Raw genomic sequence first — 15,836 nt, 5'->3', positions numbered from 1 at the left:
GGCGTACTAGATTCACTGCCATGCCGGAGCCGACCTTCGACGAGGCAACACTCCAGCGGCGCTTCGTCGGCGACCTCGATGGCCACTTCTTCGTTCCCGGATACCAGCGCGGCTACCGGTGGGGTGAGCACGAGGTCGGTCGACTGCTTGAAGACATTCAGCAGAGCGGCAACGAGCCGTACTATCTTCAGCCCATCGTGGTGAAGAGGCTGGCCGACGGCAGGTGGGAGCTTGTCGACGGGCAACAGCGCCTGACGACGCTCTTCCTCATCCTTCAGTACATCCGGCTCAACGCCCTTCCGACCGCACATCCACGCTATCTACTGGAATATGAGACAAGGCCCGACAGTCAAGCCTATTTGTCGGAGCTGAACCCCGATGACCATACTCGCAACATTGACTTCTTCCACATCTACAAAGCTTATGTGTGTATTCGTGAGTGGTTCGAACGTCAAGGCAACGAGCTTCAGGCAGCGATCGACTTCTACACCGCCATGTCCAAGTCGGTCCAGGTCATCTGGTACGAAGCGCCCGCGCAGATGGACTCGAAGGAGCTCTTCCGGCGACTCAATGTCGGACGGATCCCGCTGACCGACGCCGAGCTTGTAAAGGCGCTTCTCCTCGCGAGGGTACGGGACACGCCTGGACAGACCGATCAGGCTCACGAAGTGGCGGCCCAGTGGGATGTGATCGAGCGGGATCTGCGCGCACCCGAGGTCTGGGCGTTCGTCACTAAGAAGGCCCACGGAGAGGCGACCCACATCCGCCTGATCCTCGATACGCTCGCAGACGCCATTTCGAGGCCGCCGGTCCGGGGATCGCGGCCCCTCTTCCATACCTTTGAGACCTTGCGCCCGCGCATCGAGAAGTCGGCACGCTCGGTGTGGAACGACGTCCAAACTATGCACTCCCTGCTCCTCGGCTGGTATGAGGACCGAGATCTCTACCATCGGATCGGTTTTCTAGTGGCGATGGGTGAGCCTTTCGAGAACGTTGTGAACCTCGCCCGAGGCCGGGCAAGATCCGAACTTGAGGTCCTCCTCACCACGAGAATTCGCGCACGACTCGCTCGGACCGCCGAGCAGATTAGAGAGCTTACCTACCCCTCTGAGAAATGCACCGAGGTTCTTCTCCTGATGAACGTGGAATCCATCCGCCGGCGCACCGGCTCGTCCGAACGGTATTCATTTCAGGCCCACGCATCAGGAGCATGGTCGCTGGAACACATTCACGCTCAGAACGCAGAGCCCCTCCGCAGGGCCGAGCAATGGACGGAATGGCTTCGGCTGCATCGTGGGGCGTTGTCCGCCGTTCCGGCGGACAACGAGGCTGAGCGCGACATGCTGCTCGCGGACATTGACGGCGCGCTGGCGACAAGCCCGCTACCCGAGCATAGGTTTCGTGAGCTGGAGGAGCGTGTTGTCCGTAGCCTCTCGGTCGATGGCGAGACTGAGGACGAGGTTCACTCGATCTCGAATCTCGCCCTGCTGGCAAGCGGCGACAACAGCGCGCTGAGCAACTCCGTCTTCGAGGTCAAACGACAGGAGATCATCCGACGAGATAAGGCCGGTGCCTACATCCCCGCATGCACTCGCGACGCCTTCCTGAAGTACTACACCGACGCGCACGCCCAGCAGACGCACTTCTGGGGTACCAAAGATCGTGAAGGCTACCTTGCCGAGATGCTTCGCCTGCTCGGCCCGTATCTCACCGCTTCGAGTGCCGCATGAGTGGCATCGTCACGAGCTACGTCGGCCTCTTCCGTCCTCGCGGTGACGAGGCCGCCGCCATCGAACGTATCGAGATCCCGTTGATCCAACGGGACTACGCCCAAGGACGGGTGGAAGCGGCAGTCGCCGATATACGATCCGACTTCCTAGATGTCCTACTCGCGGCGGCTGTCGGAGAAACGCGAGTCGGTTTAGATTTCGTCTATGGCGACGTCCAGGGCGGAACACTGCGGCCGCTGGACGGTCAGCAGCGGCTCACGACGTTGTTCCTGCTCCACTGGTACTTGGCGTTCCGGACGGATCGGCTCGAGGTCGGGCTGGACTGGACCCGCTTCTCGTACGCGACCAGGGCCAGCGCAAGGCTCTTCTGCGAACGGCTCACCGAGAACCCGCCGCCGCGCGCAGTGGGGGCACCGTCCATCTGGATCAAAGATCAGTTCTGGTACTTGCACGTGTGGCGGCACGATCCGACCATTCGGTCCATGCTCGTCATGATCGACGCCATCGACAGCCACTTCCGGGACATCGACATGGAGGCGGCGTGGTCACGGGTGACCGACGACGCCGACCCCGCGATCTCGTTCCACCTGCTTCCGATCGAGGAGATGGGGGCGGGCGACGAGCTTTACATCAAGATGAACTCGCGTGGTAAACCGCTCACGCCGTTCGAGAACTTCAAGGCGAGGTTCGAGAAGACTCTGGAAGGCTCGCCACGTGCGGCGGAATTCGCTGAGTGTGTCGATGGTCCCTGGTCCGATCTCTTCTGGGCCTACCGCGGCACGGACGACATCGTCGACGACAAACTCATCCGCTACTTCACCTTCGTCACACAGATCGCCGAGTGGCAGAACGGAACGATTTCCCGAAAACGGCTGGAGACACGAGCGGAGGAAGTCTTCGGCCCGGGCCGACCGAACGGACCGCAGAACCTCGATTTCCTTTTCGACGCGTTCAATGCGTGGCGGGACACGGAGGTCGCCACCTTCTTCGCCGATCTCCTGACGACCAGCGCCTCGCAGAGCGGGGAGAAGGTTCTGCTGTTCGGCTCCAAGCCGATCGATCACTTCCGAGCTTGTTGCGAGAGCTACGCCTTTGGCGGGAGCCGCATGTTCGGCTGGGCGGAGACGCTCACGCTCTACGCCGTTCTCATCCACCGGATCTACCAGACCGACGGCTTTCCCCGCCGGCTCCGCATGCTGCGCAACCTGCTCGAAGCCTCGAGCAACGAGCTTCGCCTGGAGAACATGCCCGCGCTCGTCCGGGAGGTCGCGTCCCTCGTGCGGGGCGCCTCTCCGGAGGAGGCGTTGGCAGGTCTGTCAGCGTTCAACGAAGCTCAGATCGAGGATGAAAAAGCGAAGGCCGCGTTTCTGACGGCGCATCCCGAGCTGACCAGCGTCGTGTTCGCCCTTGAGGATCACCGGCTTTTACGCGGATCCCTTGTCGCCATCGAGCTCGATGCCGATCGACTCGCCGCCCGTGCCGGGTCCTTTAGAAAGGTCATGGCGGCTCGGAGTCTCTGGCCGGCCTTGACCGGTGCCCTGCTGGCGAAAGGCGACTACTCCCGGCACCCGAATCCCCGTTCCTTCAGATTTGGATCCCCTGAGGATGATCTTTGGTGGCGTGGTCTGCTCACCGGCACGAGGCGCTCGAACCTGAGCCGCACGTCGAAGGTTCTTGCCGAACTACTCGACGCCATCTCCGAGGCGGACGGAAACCTGCGCGACGTGCTGCGGGAAATCCGCCAACAGTGGATCGGCGAGCAGGATGCCTTCGACTGGCGGTATTACCTCGTGAAGTACGACGTTATGCGCTCCGGCAAGTCCGGGATCTACTTCACCATTGGCGGGGAGATGGGCTTCCAGCTGTGCATGCTGGACAAGACTCAGTTGAACAGCTGGTACCGCGACCCATTCCTGTTAGCTGTTCGGGGAGCAACCGAGAAGAAAGAAGCTGTCGAGGATTCGTGGTTTATGGGCTACGAAACCGCCGCACGATGGATGGACCTACGTGCCAGTAACACGAGGGTCAGATGCGTCAAACAGGGCTTCCAGCTCATGCCACCGCCCGGCGAGGCAGATCGAGAAGCCTTCGACGCGGTTTGCCAGGCTTCAGGAATCGGGAAGGACCACCTGCTTCGGATCCCGCAACTACAACGCGACGGCCGGCCGTTCGACACCGAGGACCGCGTCGAGCGAGGAGCCAAGCTGCTCACGGAACTCATCGCCGCCGGGCTGTGACGCTGGCCGGCCACGAAGCCCCGTCCCGTCATGCCGCTGGTGATCGCCGACGTCGCGGGGAGCAGGCTGCTCCCAATCTGCTCCCAATTTAAGGGGCAGACGGCAAAAAGCCCGTTACCGGGTATTCCGGCGACGGGCTTCTGACCTGCAAATATCTACGGTGGGCGATACTGGGATCGAACCAGTGACCTCTTCGGTGTGAAAGAAGTGCTCTCCAGAGCATTGTGAGTCCACGCTGACGCCCGGCAGGGCACGCCACCATCAAGCAGGGGTCGCCCCATCCCGGCATCGCCAAGTGACATGACAACCGCATAGATCTAACGCCCGCCCTGTTCGACGAGCGGCCGGTGCCTAACGGCACCGGCCGCTTTTCCACGCCCGCCCGCTCAACCGGCACACAACGGCGAGTGTCTCGACCTGCTCGACCGCCGGACGGAGGCGCATGACCCAGCCATCCGGTCGCCAACATCAGGGACGTAGACGGCCCGGTCCGGCAACCGCACCGGACAAGCAACTTGACCAGCCAGGCGAAGACAACAGTTCATGGACGGTCGACAACCCCGACGGCAGCGCAACGACCGGGGTCAACAGCGTGGCGGCTCCCGGCCGACCACCCGGGCTGCACCCTGGTGCAGCTGCCGCCCTACCGGGCGGCCCTCGACGCCGGTGCAGATCCCGCGGTGGTCACCGGCTGGATCACCCATACCCAGGCCGAACGGACACGAGCCGAAGCGGCGCTTCAAACGACACAGCTAACGGAGCCACGCCGGATGAGCCGTTCCGAGATCGACGTCCTGGTCCGAACGCTCGGCGACATCGTCACCGTGCTCCGCGACGCCGACCCGGACCACAAGGCCGAGGTCTACCGGCAGCTCGGGCTTCGGCTGACTTACCACCCGGACACACAAACGGTGCGCGCTGAAGCTGATCTCAGCGCGCACCGTGGGGTTATGGGTCGTGTCCGAGGGGGGATTCGACGGCAGCAACTCGTCCGAGCCGCCACGGGCGCTGGTCAGGATCGCCTTGATCAGCTGCACAAATTTACGGCACCCATGCTCAGCATGGGTGCTCATGCCGCAAGCCTATAGCGGCCAGCGGGCACTGTGGAGAAGCAGCGGCGTCGTCCGGATCGGACGCCCGAGCGCTCGCGGTGGCAGGGCCGGGTGCGCCGTGGCCTCGCTGGGCTGAGTGTCAGCCTTTCTGGGCAAATGCGTTCAGCCCTCGCGCCGCCCTTGATCAGCGGTTCCGCCGTTAGTCATACACACCCCTCTGGTGGATGCGCGTGACGAGTCCTGTCTGCCGCAGGGTTCGATGTAACAGCTCCATAGCCAGCACCAAGGTATCAGGGTCCTCGACGCCGGCGAGAATTTCTTCTACGGCCCGCCGAATCTGCACTCGGGGCTCTGCATCCCGGTCGTCGGCGTCGGCGAGTGTTTCCCGTAGGGTCTGGAAGGCGGCGACGATCGAGGTGACCTTGGCTTTCGGGTCTCCGGCAGCAAACTGGAGGTCGGCGTAGCGGTCCACCCACCAGACCAGCCCGAGAGCAGGATCAGTGAGGCGGCGCTGCAGCATCCGCAGCTGAACCGTCTCACGGGCGAAGGCGGTGTGAAGAGCATCCTCCTCAGCGGTTCGTCGTCGCATTGCCCGCCGAGCGGCGCGGGAGACGGAAATTCGTCCGCTGCCGCTGATAAGGATGCGAGCCTCGGCATCACAGACGTCGCGACACAGCTCGGCGTTGACCGCGTCCTCCGCTCTGCGGTGCTCGGACAGCCGGTATTGACCCGCGATTCTTCTCACCGTTTCTCTTAGAACATGCCGGGCAAGTGCATCCGGCATGCGCGGCTGGCCGTGGAGGCAATCGGGATTCGGTCGCCAGGAGTAGCGAAGACGTACGTCGTAGTGGAGGCCGTGGTCCAGAGTCTCCGGATACATAAAAAAGGAGCTGTGCCGGAAGGACAACAGCCCCTTGATCCAGGTGGTGATCCTCATCTAGCTTTAATCGTTCGCAATGTCAGGCGCACCGGTGATGACCGTTGCGACAGAAATCGATCCCTCGGGTGCGCGATCGTAGGCGATTGCTACATCGGCAAAAATCCTAGTAATTAGTTTGTCCTTCAATCGACCCTCTGCCTTGACGACATTGAGGAAGAGGGGGTCCACGTGTCCCATGTGGCGGCCGAGAGACACCATGAAATCGACGAATGTTTCTTCTGGCACGAGGTTGGTTTCAGCGGCGCGTCGCCACTCAAGCAACGCCTCCTGGACGGGCCCGGTACGATGCTCCCGCTCAGCGACCTGAACCCATCCTTCGATGAGCCGGCGGCGAATAGCCTGTCCAGCTTCGTTCTCCTGAGATAGTGCTTGCAGCAGAGGCTCGGGCGCTGGCTTGCCATTCGGGAACGGCGAGAAGGCATTGAGGAACACACCTGCTTCGACCGTGGCTGTCTCCGTCTCGGCGGAAATCCACTTGACCAAGGTGTCGACGGTCAGCGCCGTAAGCTCGGGCGTTGCTATCAGCCGTCGTAGTGCCTTCAGCGCACGCTGACGAACGTCTTCGCTTCCGGGTGACCTGAGAAGGCTTCGAACTCTGTTTAGGGCCTGGCTGGTATAGGTTCGCCCAAACTCGTTAGCAACGGCGTGAGCGATCGCTTGCTGTCGTGCCGGTTGCGATTTTCCGCCAGCCCACTTCGCCAGCTCGGGCCTGATCTTGCCGCCGAGCGTCGGATGAACGGCGAGGTCCGAGAGCAGGTCACCCACTAGGTCGATGCTCCCGACATCGTTCAAGGCGAGCCAGCCGTCCACCAATTTGAGAACTGGTGAAATGCCCACCGCTTGGGCAAGCGTCGTGAGCGACCCGGCGAGCACGTCAAGGTTTCCCCTTGCCGGTCCCGAGCTGATCTCCTGGAGCCAACGAGTGAGTACCTGACTGAGCTGGATGTGTTGCGTCCAGAGATACGTCAGGAGCGCAGGGCCTTGAGACGCATGAACCAGATGCGCGGTTCCGGTGCCCGGATCAAACGACATTCCCGCGGGTTCAAGGCGTTTGCTGGCGTCTGGCCGTGCGAGGAGGCCCCCCGCCTCCCGCGGAAGATCGATTTCCGGCGCCCGGAGGAGCGCGTCTGCGCTGTCCAGGATGACTGCCGCGGGCGCCTCGTTCAGGACGGCTCCGGCGATTCGGATCGCACGGGACTCGACGTCGCCGCTGCCTCCACGGAACCAGCTGCGGACAGTGTCGGTCCAGCCGAGGTACTCGTCCAATCTTTCTACGTCGACCGGCCCCTTGGCCCTGACAATTACGTCTGCCAGTCGGACAGCTTCGCTTGGCGCTGATTCGGCCGGGAGTACACCAAAGAAGCTACTGCCAGGGTCGTCCAACCAGATTACGCGATCAGCGGGCAGATAGTGCTCGACGACCTTACGAGGGACCGGCCTTTCGATGTCGACCACGCGAATGCCCGTAGCCGCCTCGGGCAATCTCCCCGCCCACACATCCGAAGACGCGGTGACCACCAGGTAGCTGTCGGCGGTATCCAGCTTGCCAGCGTAATGGACCAAGTCCTGGAAGAACTGCGCCGGAAGCGGGGAGGCAACTCCCCGCAGGTTCAGAAGATAAGCCGCATTCCTCTCCTCCGGAAGGGTGGCGACATCGGGCTCGTCCCAGTCGGGTAAGAGTTCGAAGTGCCGGCCGACGGGCACTGAGGCATCGGCCAAGAGGCGCATGCCAGCTGAGCGCCGACCGGATGACTCAGGTGCTCTGAGCACAATGACCCGTGATCGTGCAGGGAGAAAGCTGGTGGATCGGACTGATTGCAGCGCTGCGTCGAAGCCGGCCGGAGGGGCGAATCTGTCAGACGGCATCACAATGTTCGGATCGACGGGCCGTGGACGCAGGTGGCGGAGCCCTGTCAGGTAGTTTGTGATGACATTGTCGCGGCCCGCAGTGTTGATGTCGCGACCCGCGAAGTTGTTCTCCACCCGTTGCTCCGGCACGGATACCAGTTCCTGGTGTGGGGCTACCATCAGCGATTCGTCCCGAAGTTGTTGTCGCGGCCGGCCGTATTGATGTCACCGAGCGCGTAGTTTCCCGTGACCGTTTGATGGGCGAACGCCGGCCTCAACTCTGCCAGCTTAGCCTGTAGGATCCGGACGAACTCTTCGAGCTCCTCCGACCGGTTGTCGTCGACACAGGTGGAAATAATCTTCTCGATGGGCACCTGCACCCCCTTCGAGAATGCCGGCCGTTGTGCCGGCTCGAGTGCAGCGACGGCATGCTCCAGCATGTCGAGTTGCTGAAGCTCGGCGGGGTCTTCGCCGGAGGATCCGCCATGACCCGCCAGTTCTTTGAAGCGTGCTCGAGCGTACTGGTACACGTCCGTTCCCATGGTCCCTGCGAAGGCGGCGCCGGCGGCGGTCAAGAGCTCAACAGGAATGGACATGATGCGCTCCTCATGCAGGGTTGAAGCAGCCGATTCGTGCGATCATCGGCTTCCGGACCTAGCAGAATTCTAGACCATTGGGCCAATGTGGACGGCGCAGTCGCGGCCATCCTAGGATCGAGAATCCGACACTTGCTCATAGTGGTGCTGTTGCATTGGGTGCAAGCGTGATCGGCTACCACGTTCGGCCGGTTTGGTCTGCTTGCCCTGTGAGGTCGCTGTCTCATGCCCTGCCCTGGCTCCCGCCCAGGGCCATTGCGTAGTCGAGCGATGGTGCTCTGAGCTGGGAATTTACGCGGCGATCGGCTTCTGTGGAGGCGAGTGAAGCGGGTGAGATCCCGAAGGTGGTCATGGAGGTCTCGACGCCTCATGACACCGAGGAAGACCTCACCCGCCGATGGCATCGTCCCTGATCCCTACCCTGGCCGTCACCGCACCCGCCACCCATGCTGCGCCGGCACCAGTCACCGACGGTGAACACGGTGGACTGTTGCAAGCCTTGTCCGTTGTCCCGGACCCGCGTGACCCGGGAGGGGTGCATTACCCGCTCGCCGGGCTCCTCGCCGTCGCGGTATGTGCGGTGTTGGCCGGCGCCTCGTCGTTCGCGGCGATCACCGGCTGGCTGCACGACCTGGACGACCAGGGCCGGTCCCGGCTGGGACTCTGCCGGGGCGTGCCAGTGGGCACGACCGTGTGGCGAGTGCTGACCCGCCTGGACGCCGCTGCACTCGCGGGCGGTCCTGGCTGGCTGGCTACGCGCCCGTACCAGCCCGGCGCCACCGCGACCGAAGCGGTACCGCACCATCGCCGTCGACGGCAAGCCCCTGCGTGGCGAGCTGCAGGGCCGACATCTCGCTGGCCGGCCACCCTACGGCTACCGACTCGTCGACGCCGGCCCCCACCCGAACCACGCCCGCGCCGCCTGCGGGCGCTGATGTCGTCGATGACCGGGGTGGGCCAGGCTGGCGTACGGTGCGTGTCGGCGCCACGGGCGGGCGCGGATGACGATCAGGCGGCGATGTTGTCGGGCGGCGGTGACCGCGCCGCGCAGCGGTTCGAGGATCGCGGGAAAGGCGGCTAGCTCGCAGGGCCGATCCCGTGGCGGGTGCGGGTAGGCGACCAGGACCGCGGCGGCGACCGGCCACAGCCACCTCCGTCGGGCTCGGAGGACAAGCCCGCCGCGATCCACGAGTTGGGCGCGTACCGTGACGAACAGGCGTTGATCTCCGGCCGCGGACAGCCGAGGTCCAGCGATCGTAGCCGTTCGGGGAACTCGTCATCGGTGGCGATCTGCCTTCCCGAAAGGCGATGTTCCCGCCTTCCCGCCGCACATGGGCAGAACAGGTGCTCGTCGAGGACGGCATCCGCAGCGAACACGGCAGCCGAACGGGATCCCCCCACCTGCGAACCGGACATCGAGAACCGTTCAGCCTGCGCAAATGCGGAGTTGGGGGCGGAGTGGTCAGCGCATCGCCAGCGAGGACGACGGGCTCCTAGCGGCTACCATCCGTCTGTGGTTCTTGACAGTCAGGGATGTCCTACCCCGCGCGATCCCGCTCGATTCGGAGAGGGGATTCAACGCTCGCCCGCAAGTGCCTGCTCAAGGCCGTAGGCTCCTGCCGCGGCGAGACTGTCGATCACATTGAGGCAGCGCTCCCGGGTCGGTCTGTCTCCTTGCCGGTAGAGGCGCAGTACGACGTTGATGACGTGGTTGCTCATCGCGGCGCGGGCGGTGCGGATGTCGCCGAGTTCGCGACCGGCGATCTCGACGGCCCTTTCGCAGGCTGGCAGAGCACCCGCGGGTAGCAGCCGTGTGCTGTCGTCGAGGGCGATGAACAGCTCCTCGAAGTGGTCGTCGTAGGCGGCGCTCGTCACGAAGGCGGTGATGAGCGTCTCGGCGGTTGGAGGCGGGAGATCGCTGACCTTGCGCAGTGCATGGGCGGCAGCCTTGCGTACGGTGTGGTCCTCGTCGTCGAAGAGGCGGATCAGCTGCTGGGGCGCGACGGAGGGGTCGGAGGCGAACGCTGCGGCGGCTCCGCGGCGGGCCGGTGCGCTCAGCTCGGCCAGGTCTCTGGGGGCCGGGTCGACGAGCAGGTCGTTCACGGATGCGGCCACCCACGTGGATCCGGCTCGTTCCGCGACGGAGTCCTGTCCGGTGAGCGCGCGGAGCAGGTGTGGTGTGAATGTTTCCGGCTCGCGTAGCAGGGCGTAGGTGAGCAGCCGGTTGACGGTTACCGAGTCGAAGAGGTCGAGCGGTGCCTCGTCGAGCAGGTCGTTTGCGATTTTTACAGCGGTTTCGCGTTGGTGGTTCATCAGTGCGCCGACTGCCTCGGCGGCCCACGTTCGTACCGCGAGGACCGGGTCCGTCGCAAGTTTGGCGATGGTCGGGATCAGCCGGTCGGCATGTTCGGGACTGGCGAACAGCAGGCGGGCAATAGTCCGGGCCGCTGCGCCTCGGGTGGAGTTCAGGCCAGCGGTGAGCAGGTCGCCACCGTAGTAGTACTGCCCTGAGCCAGCGTGTGTTCGGGCTAGCTCGCGGTCAGGGTCGTCATCCCTGGCACAATCCTCCAGAAGCTGGAGGAGGGTGTCGTTCGCGTCAGCACCTACCGACTCCATCGCGTGGCAGATTGAGCGCCCAGCCCTCTGTCCCGCGACATCGCGGGCACGGCAGCACAGCTCCGTGAGCAGTTCGGTAGGTACGCCGCTGGCTACGGCGTCGATCACCCGGTTGAAGTAGACCGAAGGGGTGTCGGTGTCGAAGGTCAGCGCCAACCGGGCGAACCGCTCGGGCTCGCTCTTCGCGCGCGCGCCGAGCTGGTTCGCGAGCTCATTCGCCCCGCCAACTGGGCGGTCGCCCGACCAGTCCCTCTTGTCGCTTCGGTGTTTCCGGATCGCACGGATCCAGTCGCGGTCGGTGAGCAGATCGGCTGCCTTGTCGGGTATCGGGGAGCCGACAAAGTGGGCCTCGACCCCCCGTGGCCCGGTCAACGGCCAGTCGGTGAACTTCCGTTCCAGCTCACCGATCCGCCGGGTCACCTCGGTGCTGCGCCGTGACGGCTCGATCGCTGACAGCAGCTCGTACTGGGCACGGCCGTACAAGTAGCGCCGCTCGGCGCTCTTCTCCCAAGCCGGGTAGTACTCCAGGAGTCGCCGGGCAAGCGTGCAAAGGTGCTCGTCATCGCAATGCCGGGTGGCGGCCTCGATGAGTTCCCGGGACGCCCAGCGCGGACTGTCCACCCAGCCGAGCCTGAGATTGCGCTCGTCGGAGAGCAGCCAGTCGACAGCGTCATCGCCGGATCCCGCGGCAGCGAATGTACGGCAGGCCAGGAACCGCAACTCGTCGGCGCTGCTGTCGGCGAGCTGCCGGATCAACGCAACCGTCTCCTGCGGCTGGAGCACCGCCATCTGGCGCAGGGCCTCCTCGACGCCGCTGTACGCCGCGTCGTGGATCCCGTGGTCGTCGCCGACATGGCGGTACCGCCATCGGCTGGTCGCCCGGAGTCCGTCCCGCTCGACCAGCTCGGCGGCGTCGACGACGCCGCGGATGAAGGGCAGGACCTGGTGAACGAACTCCGCCGGCGCGGCTGCCGCGACCTCGGCGATAGTCGACGCCCCGCCGCTCGATGAGTACGTGTCGAGGTGGCCTGAGGCGAACGGGTCGCCGCTGCCGTCCGCCCGAGCGCGGACGTGTGCGCGACGGAGGTAGGCGCCTATCAGGCGGGCCGCTCCTGTCGGGTCGTCGGACTGCAGGCCGTAGAGGATCGACCAGAAGTCGCTGTTGACGGCGATCGGCCCCCGGGCGTCGTCAAGGTCGCCGCGTTCGATCAGCTCCGCCGCGAGATCGACCAAGCCAGGTCGCAGCGACCACTCGATGAGGGCGCGCAATCGCATCCGCCACGCCTCGGAGCGTCCGATGTACGGGCGAAGGAGAGCGACGGCTCGGTCCGGGCGTTCCTGAGCGGCAAGAATTAGCTGGTGCGCCGCCGCGTCCGCGGTCGCCGGGTCGGCCAGCAACGCCTCCCATCTGCCGGCCGCGTCCGCAGCGTCGAACCAGCCGGGCGAGGACAGCAGGGCAGCCAGGCGCAGTCCACGCGTGCCGTCGCCGAAGGCGAGCGGCTCAATCGCCCGCCAGTCGTCGGCGTCGGCGTCCAGCTGCTGCAGCACCGCGACGACCACGTCCTGAAGGTGCCGACGGACCTTGTCACTGGTCAGTAACCGCACCACCGTGGCGCGGAACGCCTCGCGATCGTTCGCGGCCAGGTACTCCAGTACCTGGCGAGTCGGCGCGCGTCGGAACAGGTATTGCCCGGAGCCAGCAAGGTAATCGTGTAGGTCCCGGTTCTCAACGACGAACGCCGTTGCGAACAGGAAATCGAAGTACGTCTCGTGGAAAAACGCGACGCGGCTGCTCTCCGACACCAAGATCCCGTAGGAGTGAAGGGCGGCAACCTCACTCGGCGACGCCGAGCCAAGCACCACGGTCGGAGCGTCCAGCCGCTCGTTGTCGCTCATGTACCGGACCAGCACTCCGATGATCCCGCTCCAGTTGAGCCCGCCGATCTGACGCTCGATGTCACGGCGGATCTGCCCGGTGAACTCCTCATAGAGGTCGGGGAGGGTCCGGTACGCGGAAGCTCGGCTTCCGGGTGACAGCCGGCTAAACACCGCAAGGTGCAACGGCGTGCGCAGCAGCTGCAGCGTGCTATCCGAAAGCCTGGCCGGGTCCGATCCGGCCGCCTCCAGAGCCGCTCGGACATCGTCGAGATCCAGCTCGCCGACGGTGAGGCGGTCGACACGCGGGTCATCAACCAGCGACCGTATCCGCGGGTCGGCAGTCAAGTCGGCGGTCCGCACCACTAGCACGACCTTGACGTTGAGCAAGGGCGCGGCCTGGTCAAGCAACTCCGCGACCGCGTCGTAAGAGTCCGACATCCGGCCGCCGTAGGTGCTGACCGCGTCCAGTTGGTCAACGAGCAGCACTGCACGGGAACTGTCGGCGACCCCGCCCAGGAGGACCGCGGGCGATCCCGTCAGGTCGAATGCCCGCCCTACGGCCGCCGCAGTTTGCACGTCGGCACTGACCGCGTCCATCCGGATCGTGACGGCATGCCAGCCCTCCGCGCTGAGCACCCGGACCGCCTCCGCCGCGACCGTGGACTTGCCCGTACCGGCCCGGCCGTCCACCAGCAGCACCTGCCGGCCGTTCGCTGCACGCAGCCGTTCCACCAACTGCGCAACGTACGGCTGCGGGACGAGGCCATGCGCGGGACGCATTGCCTCAACGCGCCGACGGTGCCGCTCCACGGTGGCTGCGAGAGCATCAACCGTGGCCGGGTCACCAGCGAGCAGGCGCCGGGCATACCGCTTGTTTTTGAGGCGGTCCCACAGCATCGGCGCGGTCAACGTCTGGTGAAGCAGGTCGTCCAGCCAACTGCGCAGCTCGTTGACCACCGTTTCCGGGTCGCCCTGCAGGAGGAGTTCGTAGGTCAGGTGAACCAGGTGGCGAAGCTGTTCGGCAGGGCGGTGCTCGACGTGCACGCGCTGCAGGTAGCCCCATGCCTCGGTCTCGGTGACGTTCCATGTCTTGGCCAGCCGCTCGAAGCCTGGCAGCTGTGTGTCGGTGAGGATCTCGCGGTACTCGGCCAGGCTTTCCGCGTCCCGGGCACGAGTCGACAGAGCTGCAAGATCTGGCGCTTGCACTGACGCCACGAGCCGGACATTGTGGCCGGCCGCAAGATGGCCAGCCACAGAGGGCAGAACACCTTCAGTAATCAGGCGATGCAGAGTCCAGGTGCGCTGGGCGTCCTTGACCTGCTCGCACCATCGGTCCCCTGCCTCGTCCACCCAGAACTCGATGCCGGCGCCACCGGCTTCGGGAGGTTCGAGCCGCAGCTTCGTAGCCTGGCCTTTTAAGACGTCGGCAACCCGAAGCAGGGTCCACCAGCCTTCGTATCGGTCGCCGAGCTTCGAGGCTGCTCCGCCTGGTAACGACGACACCCGTACCCCTCTCTCGGTCCCGATACGAGTATGCGTCGCCGGCCCGACATTGCCGGGAACCCATCAGCCATGCCGAACGGTCACGGTCCTGCTACCAACAGCAGCGGCCGCCACGGTGCTGCGTTGTGCGCGACCGGTGCCAGCGGCATGGCCGGGAGCAGCGCCATGGGGATGGCAGGGCCGAGGGCACCGTCTGCGCCGCGTCGCGGCGCCGCATATGACGCCGTAAGCCGCTCATAGCCGGACGCTGGTAGTAGGGACGACCAAAACCAGCGCCGTGCCGGCGAGCGATGAGCCCGACCCTGGTCTTGCGGGAGTCCGGGTACGCCAGAGCCTGCGGCCGGTCGAAGCTGATGCCGCACTGATGAGCTGCTCACCACCGGAGGGCGGTAGCCGAGATGGACTCATGTCCACCATCGTCGCGGGACACCCCGAGTCAAACTTCCCGCAACAACCGGCACAAGCAGCCGCCTGCGGGTATGGTGACCGGTCACGCAAAACGTGAATCTTCACCGAAACTGGTGTCCGAGGGGGGACTTGAACCCCCACGCCCTATACGGGCACTAGCACCTCAAGCTAGCGCGTCTGCCATTCCGCCACCCGGACCTGCTCGTCCAGCCTACCCTGTCGGCCGCGGTGATCTCATCACCCATCGGCCGCCCTGGGGGGCCGCACGGGGGATTACTGTACACGGCCCGGGTGGATCATGCACATCGCCGTCCGCCGCTCGGTTACGCCAAGAGTTTGCCCTGCTCAGAAGGGTGCCGTCGGCGCCCGACGTCCCGGACCCGTCGGCCCGGGTAGCGTCCGACCGCCGAGTACCGGCAGCATTGCTCACGTGTCCCATCCGTCCCAGCTGACCGCCGCGCAGCATCAGGCACTCGCCCTGCGCTCCGCCGGTGATCTGGCCACCGCCCGTCGACTGCTCGCCGACGCGATCGAGTCGGTCCGGCCGGCGTACGGGGAAGACCATCCCGACGTGCTGGGCAGCGCCCACCTGCTGGCCCGGCTGCACCGGGAGGCGGACGACCCGGCCGCGGCTCGCCGGGTGCTGGAGGAGGCGTACGCGGCCGGCGAGCGCCGCCGTGGCGACGCCGACCCCCTGATGCTGGCGCTCTCCTTCGACCTGGCAAGGGTGGCGGAGGAACTGGGCAACCGGCACGAAGCCCGGCGGAACTACACCCGCGTGGCCACCTCCGGGCCCGCGGTGCTCGGTCCGGACCACCCCGCCGTACGCGCCGCCCGGCACTACATCGGCGGACCCGGCACGCCGGCTCCCGACCCGACGGCGCTGGCGGGGCCGACCATGCCCCTGCCGCCGGTTCCCGTCCCGGGGCAGCCGCCGCAACCTCTCGTGCCGCCCCGGGTCCCGCCCGCACCGGCCGTACCGGGGCCGCAGCCCGCCCCGGCCACCACCGCCCGGCCCGCCGAACGCT

The 15,836-nt window shown here is 65.4% G+C and carries 9 protein-coding genes and 1 tRNA gene; 4 read left to right on the top strand and 6 right to left on the bottom strand.

Annotated elements, in window-relative coordinates; translation table 11 throughout:
* The first annotated feature begins 20 nt into the window (after positions 1–20).
* Both DKL51_RS10300 and DKL51_RS10295 read left to right on the top strand, forming a co-directional pair.
* Positions 21–1,730, top strand: a complete 1,710-nt coding sequence (locus tag DKL51_RS10300) for a DUF262 domain-containing protein (RefSeq protein ID WP_124812001.1) — start codon at positions 21–23, stop codon at positions 1,728–1,730.
* Entirely contained in the window at positions 1,727–3,967 is a 2,241-nt protein-coding gene (locus DKL51_RS10295) for a DUF262 domain-containing protein (RefSeq protein WP_124812000.1), read from the top strand. Before DKL51_RS10300 ends, DKL51_RS10295 begins: the two co-directional genes overlap by 4 nt.
* Positions 3,968–4,719: 752 nt before the next feature.
* Here the strand turns inward: DKL51_RS10295 and DKL51_RS34865 are convergent.
* From DKL51_RS34865 to DKL51_RS10275, 4 genes are all read right to left on the bottom strand, one after another.
* Entirely contained in the window at positions 4,720–5,040 is a 321-nt protein-coding gene (locus DKL51_RS34865) for a hypothetical protein (RefSeq protein ID WP_185734768.1), read from the bottom strand.
* 178 nt (positions 5,041–5,218) lie between these two features.
* A complete protein-coding gene (locus DKL51_RS10285; protein WP_109964420.1) occupies positions 5,219–5,956 on the bottom strand; it encodes a hypothetical protein in 738 nt (245 codons plus the stop codon).
* 6 nt (positions 5,957–5,962) lie between these two features.
* Positions 5,963–7,942 (bottom strand): hypothetical protein, encoded by a 1,980-nt coding sequence (locus DKL51_RS10280; RefSeq protein ID WP_123809597.1) that lies wholly within the window; start codon positions 7,940–7,942, stop codon positions 5,963–5,965.
* Positions 7,943–7,986: 44 nt separating this feature from the next.
* Positions 7,987–8,403, bottom strand: coding sequence for a hypothetical protein (locus tag DKL51_RS10275; protein ID WP_109964422.1), 417 nt, complete (start codon positions 8,401–8,403; stop codon positions 7,987–7,989).
* 397 nt (positions 8,404–8,800) lie between these two features.
* Between DKL51_RS10275 and DKL51_RS37435 the strand changes: the two genes are divergently transcribed.
* Positions 8,801–9,484 carry a transposase family protein gene (locus DKL51_RS37435; protein ID WP_423790537.1) on the top strand — a complete coding sequence of 228 codons (684 nt, stop codon included), beginning with the start codon at positions 8,801–8,803 and terminating at the stop codon, positions 9,482–9,484.
* A 494-nt stretch (positions 9,485–9,978) separates the two neighbouring features.
* Here DKL51_RS37435 and DKL51_RS10260 read toward each other — a convergent pair whose 3' ends face one another.
* Together DKL51_RS10260 and DKL51_RS10255 are read right to left on the bottom strand one after the other, a co-directional pair.
* A complete protein-coding gene (locus DKL51_RS10260) occupies positions 9,979–14,400 on the bottom strand; it encodes an NACHT domain-containing protein (RefSeq protein WP_123809598.1) in 4,422 nt (1,473 codons plus the stop codon).
* A gap of 519 nt (positions 14,401–14,919) precedes the next feature.
* Positions 14,920–15,006, bottom strand: a tRNA-Leu gene (locus tag DKL51_RS10255).
* 232 nt (positions 15,007–15,238) lie between these two features.
* Between DKL51_RS10255 and DKL51_RS10250 the strand changes: the two genes are divergently transcribed.
* A partial coding sequence (locus tag DKL51_RS10250) for a tetratricopeptide repeat protein (protein ID WP_185734767.1) occupies positions 15,239–15,836 on the top strand: 598 nt, incomplete at its 3' end.

Source organism: Micromonospora globispora, assembly GCF_003857015.1.
Lineage (GTDB): Bacteria > Actinomycetota > Actinomycetes > Mycobacteriales > Micromonosporaceae > Micromonospora > Micromonospora globispora.
The sequence above is the reverse complement of the archived record's forward strand: the minus strand, read 5'-3'. Positions and strand labels throughout refer to the sequence as shown.

Excerpts from the sequence above, each read along its gene's own strand:
- DKL51_RS10300 (WP_124812001.1), top strand. The coding sequence starts at position 21 with ATGCCGGAGCCGACCTTCGACGAGGCAACACTCCAGCGGCGCTTCGTC.
- DKL51_RS10295 (WP_124812000.1), top strand. The coding sequence starts at position 1,727 with ATGAGTGGCATCGTCACGAGCTACGTCGGCCTCTTCCGTCCTCGCGGT.
- DKL51_RS34865 (WP_185734768.1), bottom strand. The coding sequence starts at position 5,040 with ATGAGCACCCATGCTGAGCATGGGTGCCGTAAATTTGTGCAGCTGATC.
- DKL51_RS10285 (WP_109964420.1), bottom strand. The coding sequence starts at position 5,956 with ATGAGGATCACCACCTGGATCAAGGGGCTGTTGTCCTTCCGGCACAGC.
- DKL51_RS10275 (WP_109964422.1), bottom strand. The coding sequence starts at position 8,403 with ATGTCCATTCCTGTTGAGCTCTTGACCGCCGCCGGCGCCGCCTTCGCA.
- DKL51_RS37435 (WP_423790537.1), top strand. The coding sequence starts at position 8,801 with ATGGCATCGTCCCTGATCCCTACCCTGGCCGTCACCGCACCCGCCACC.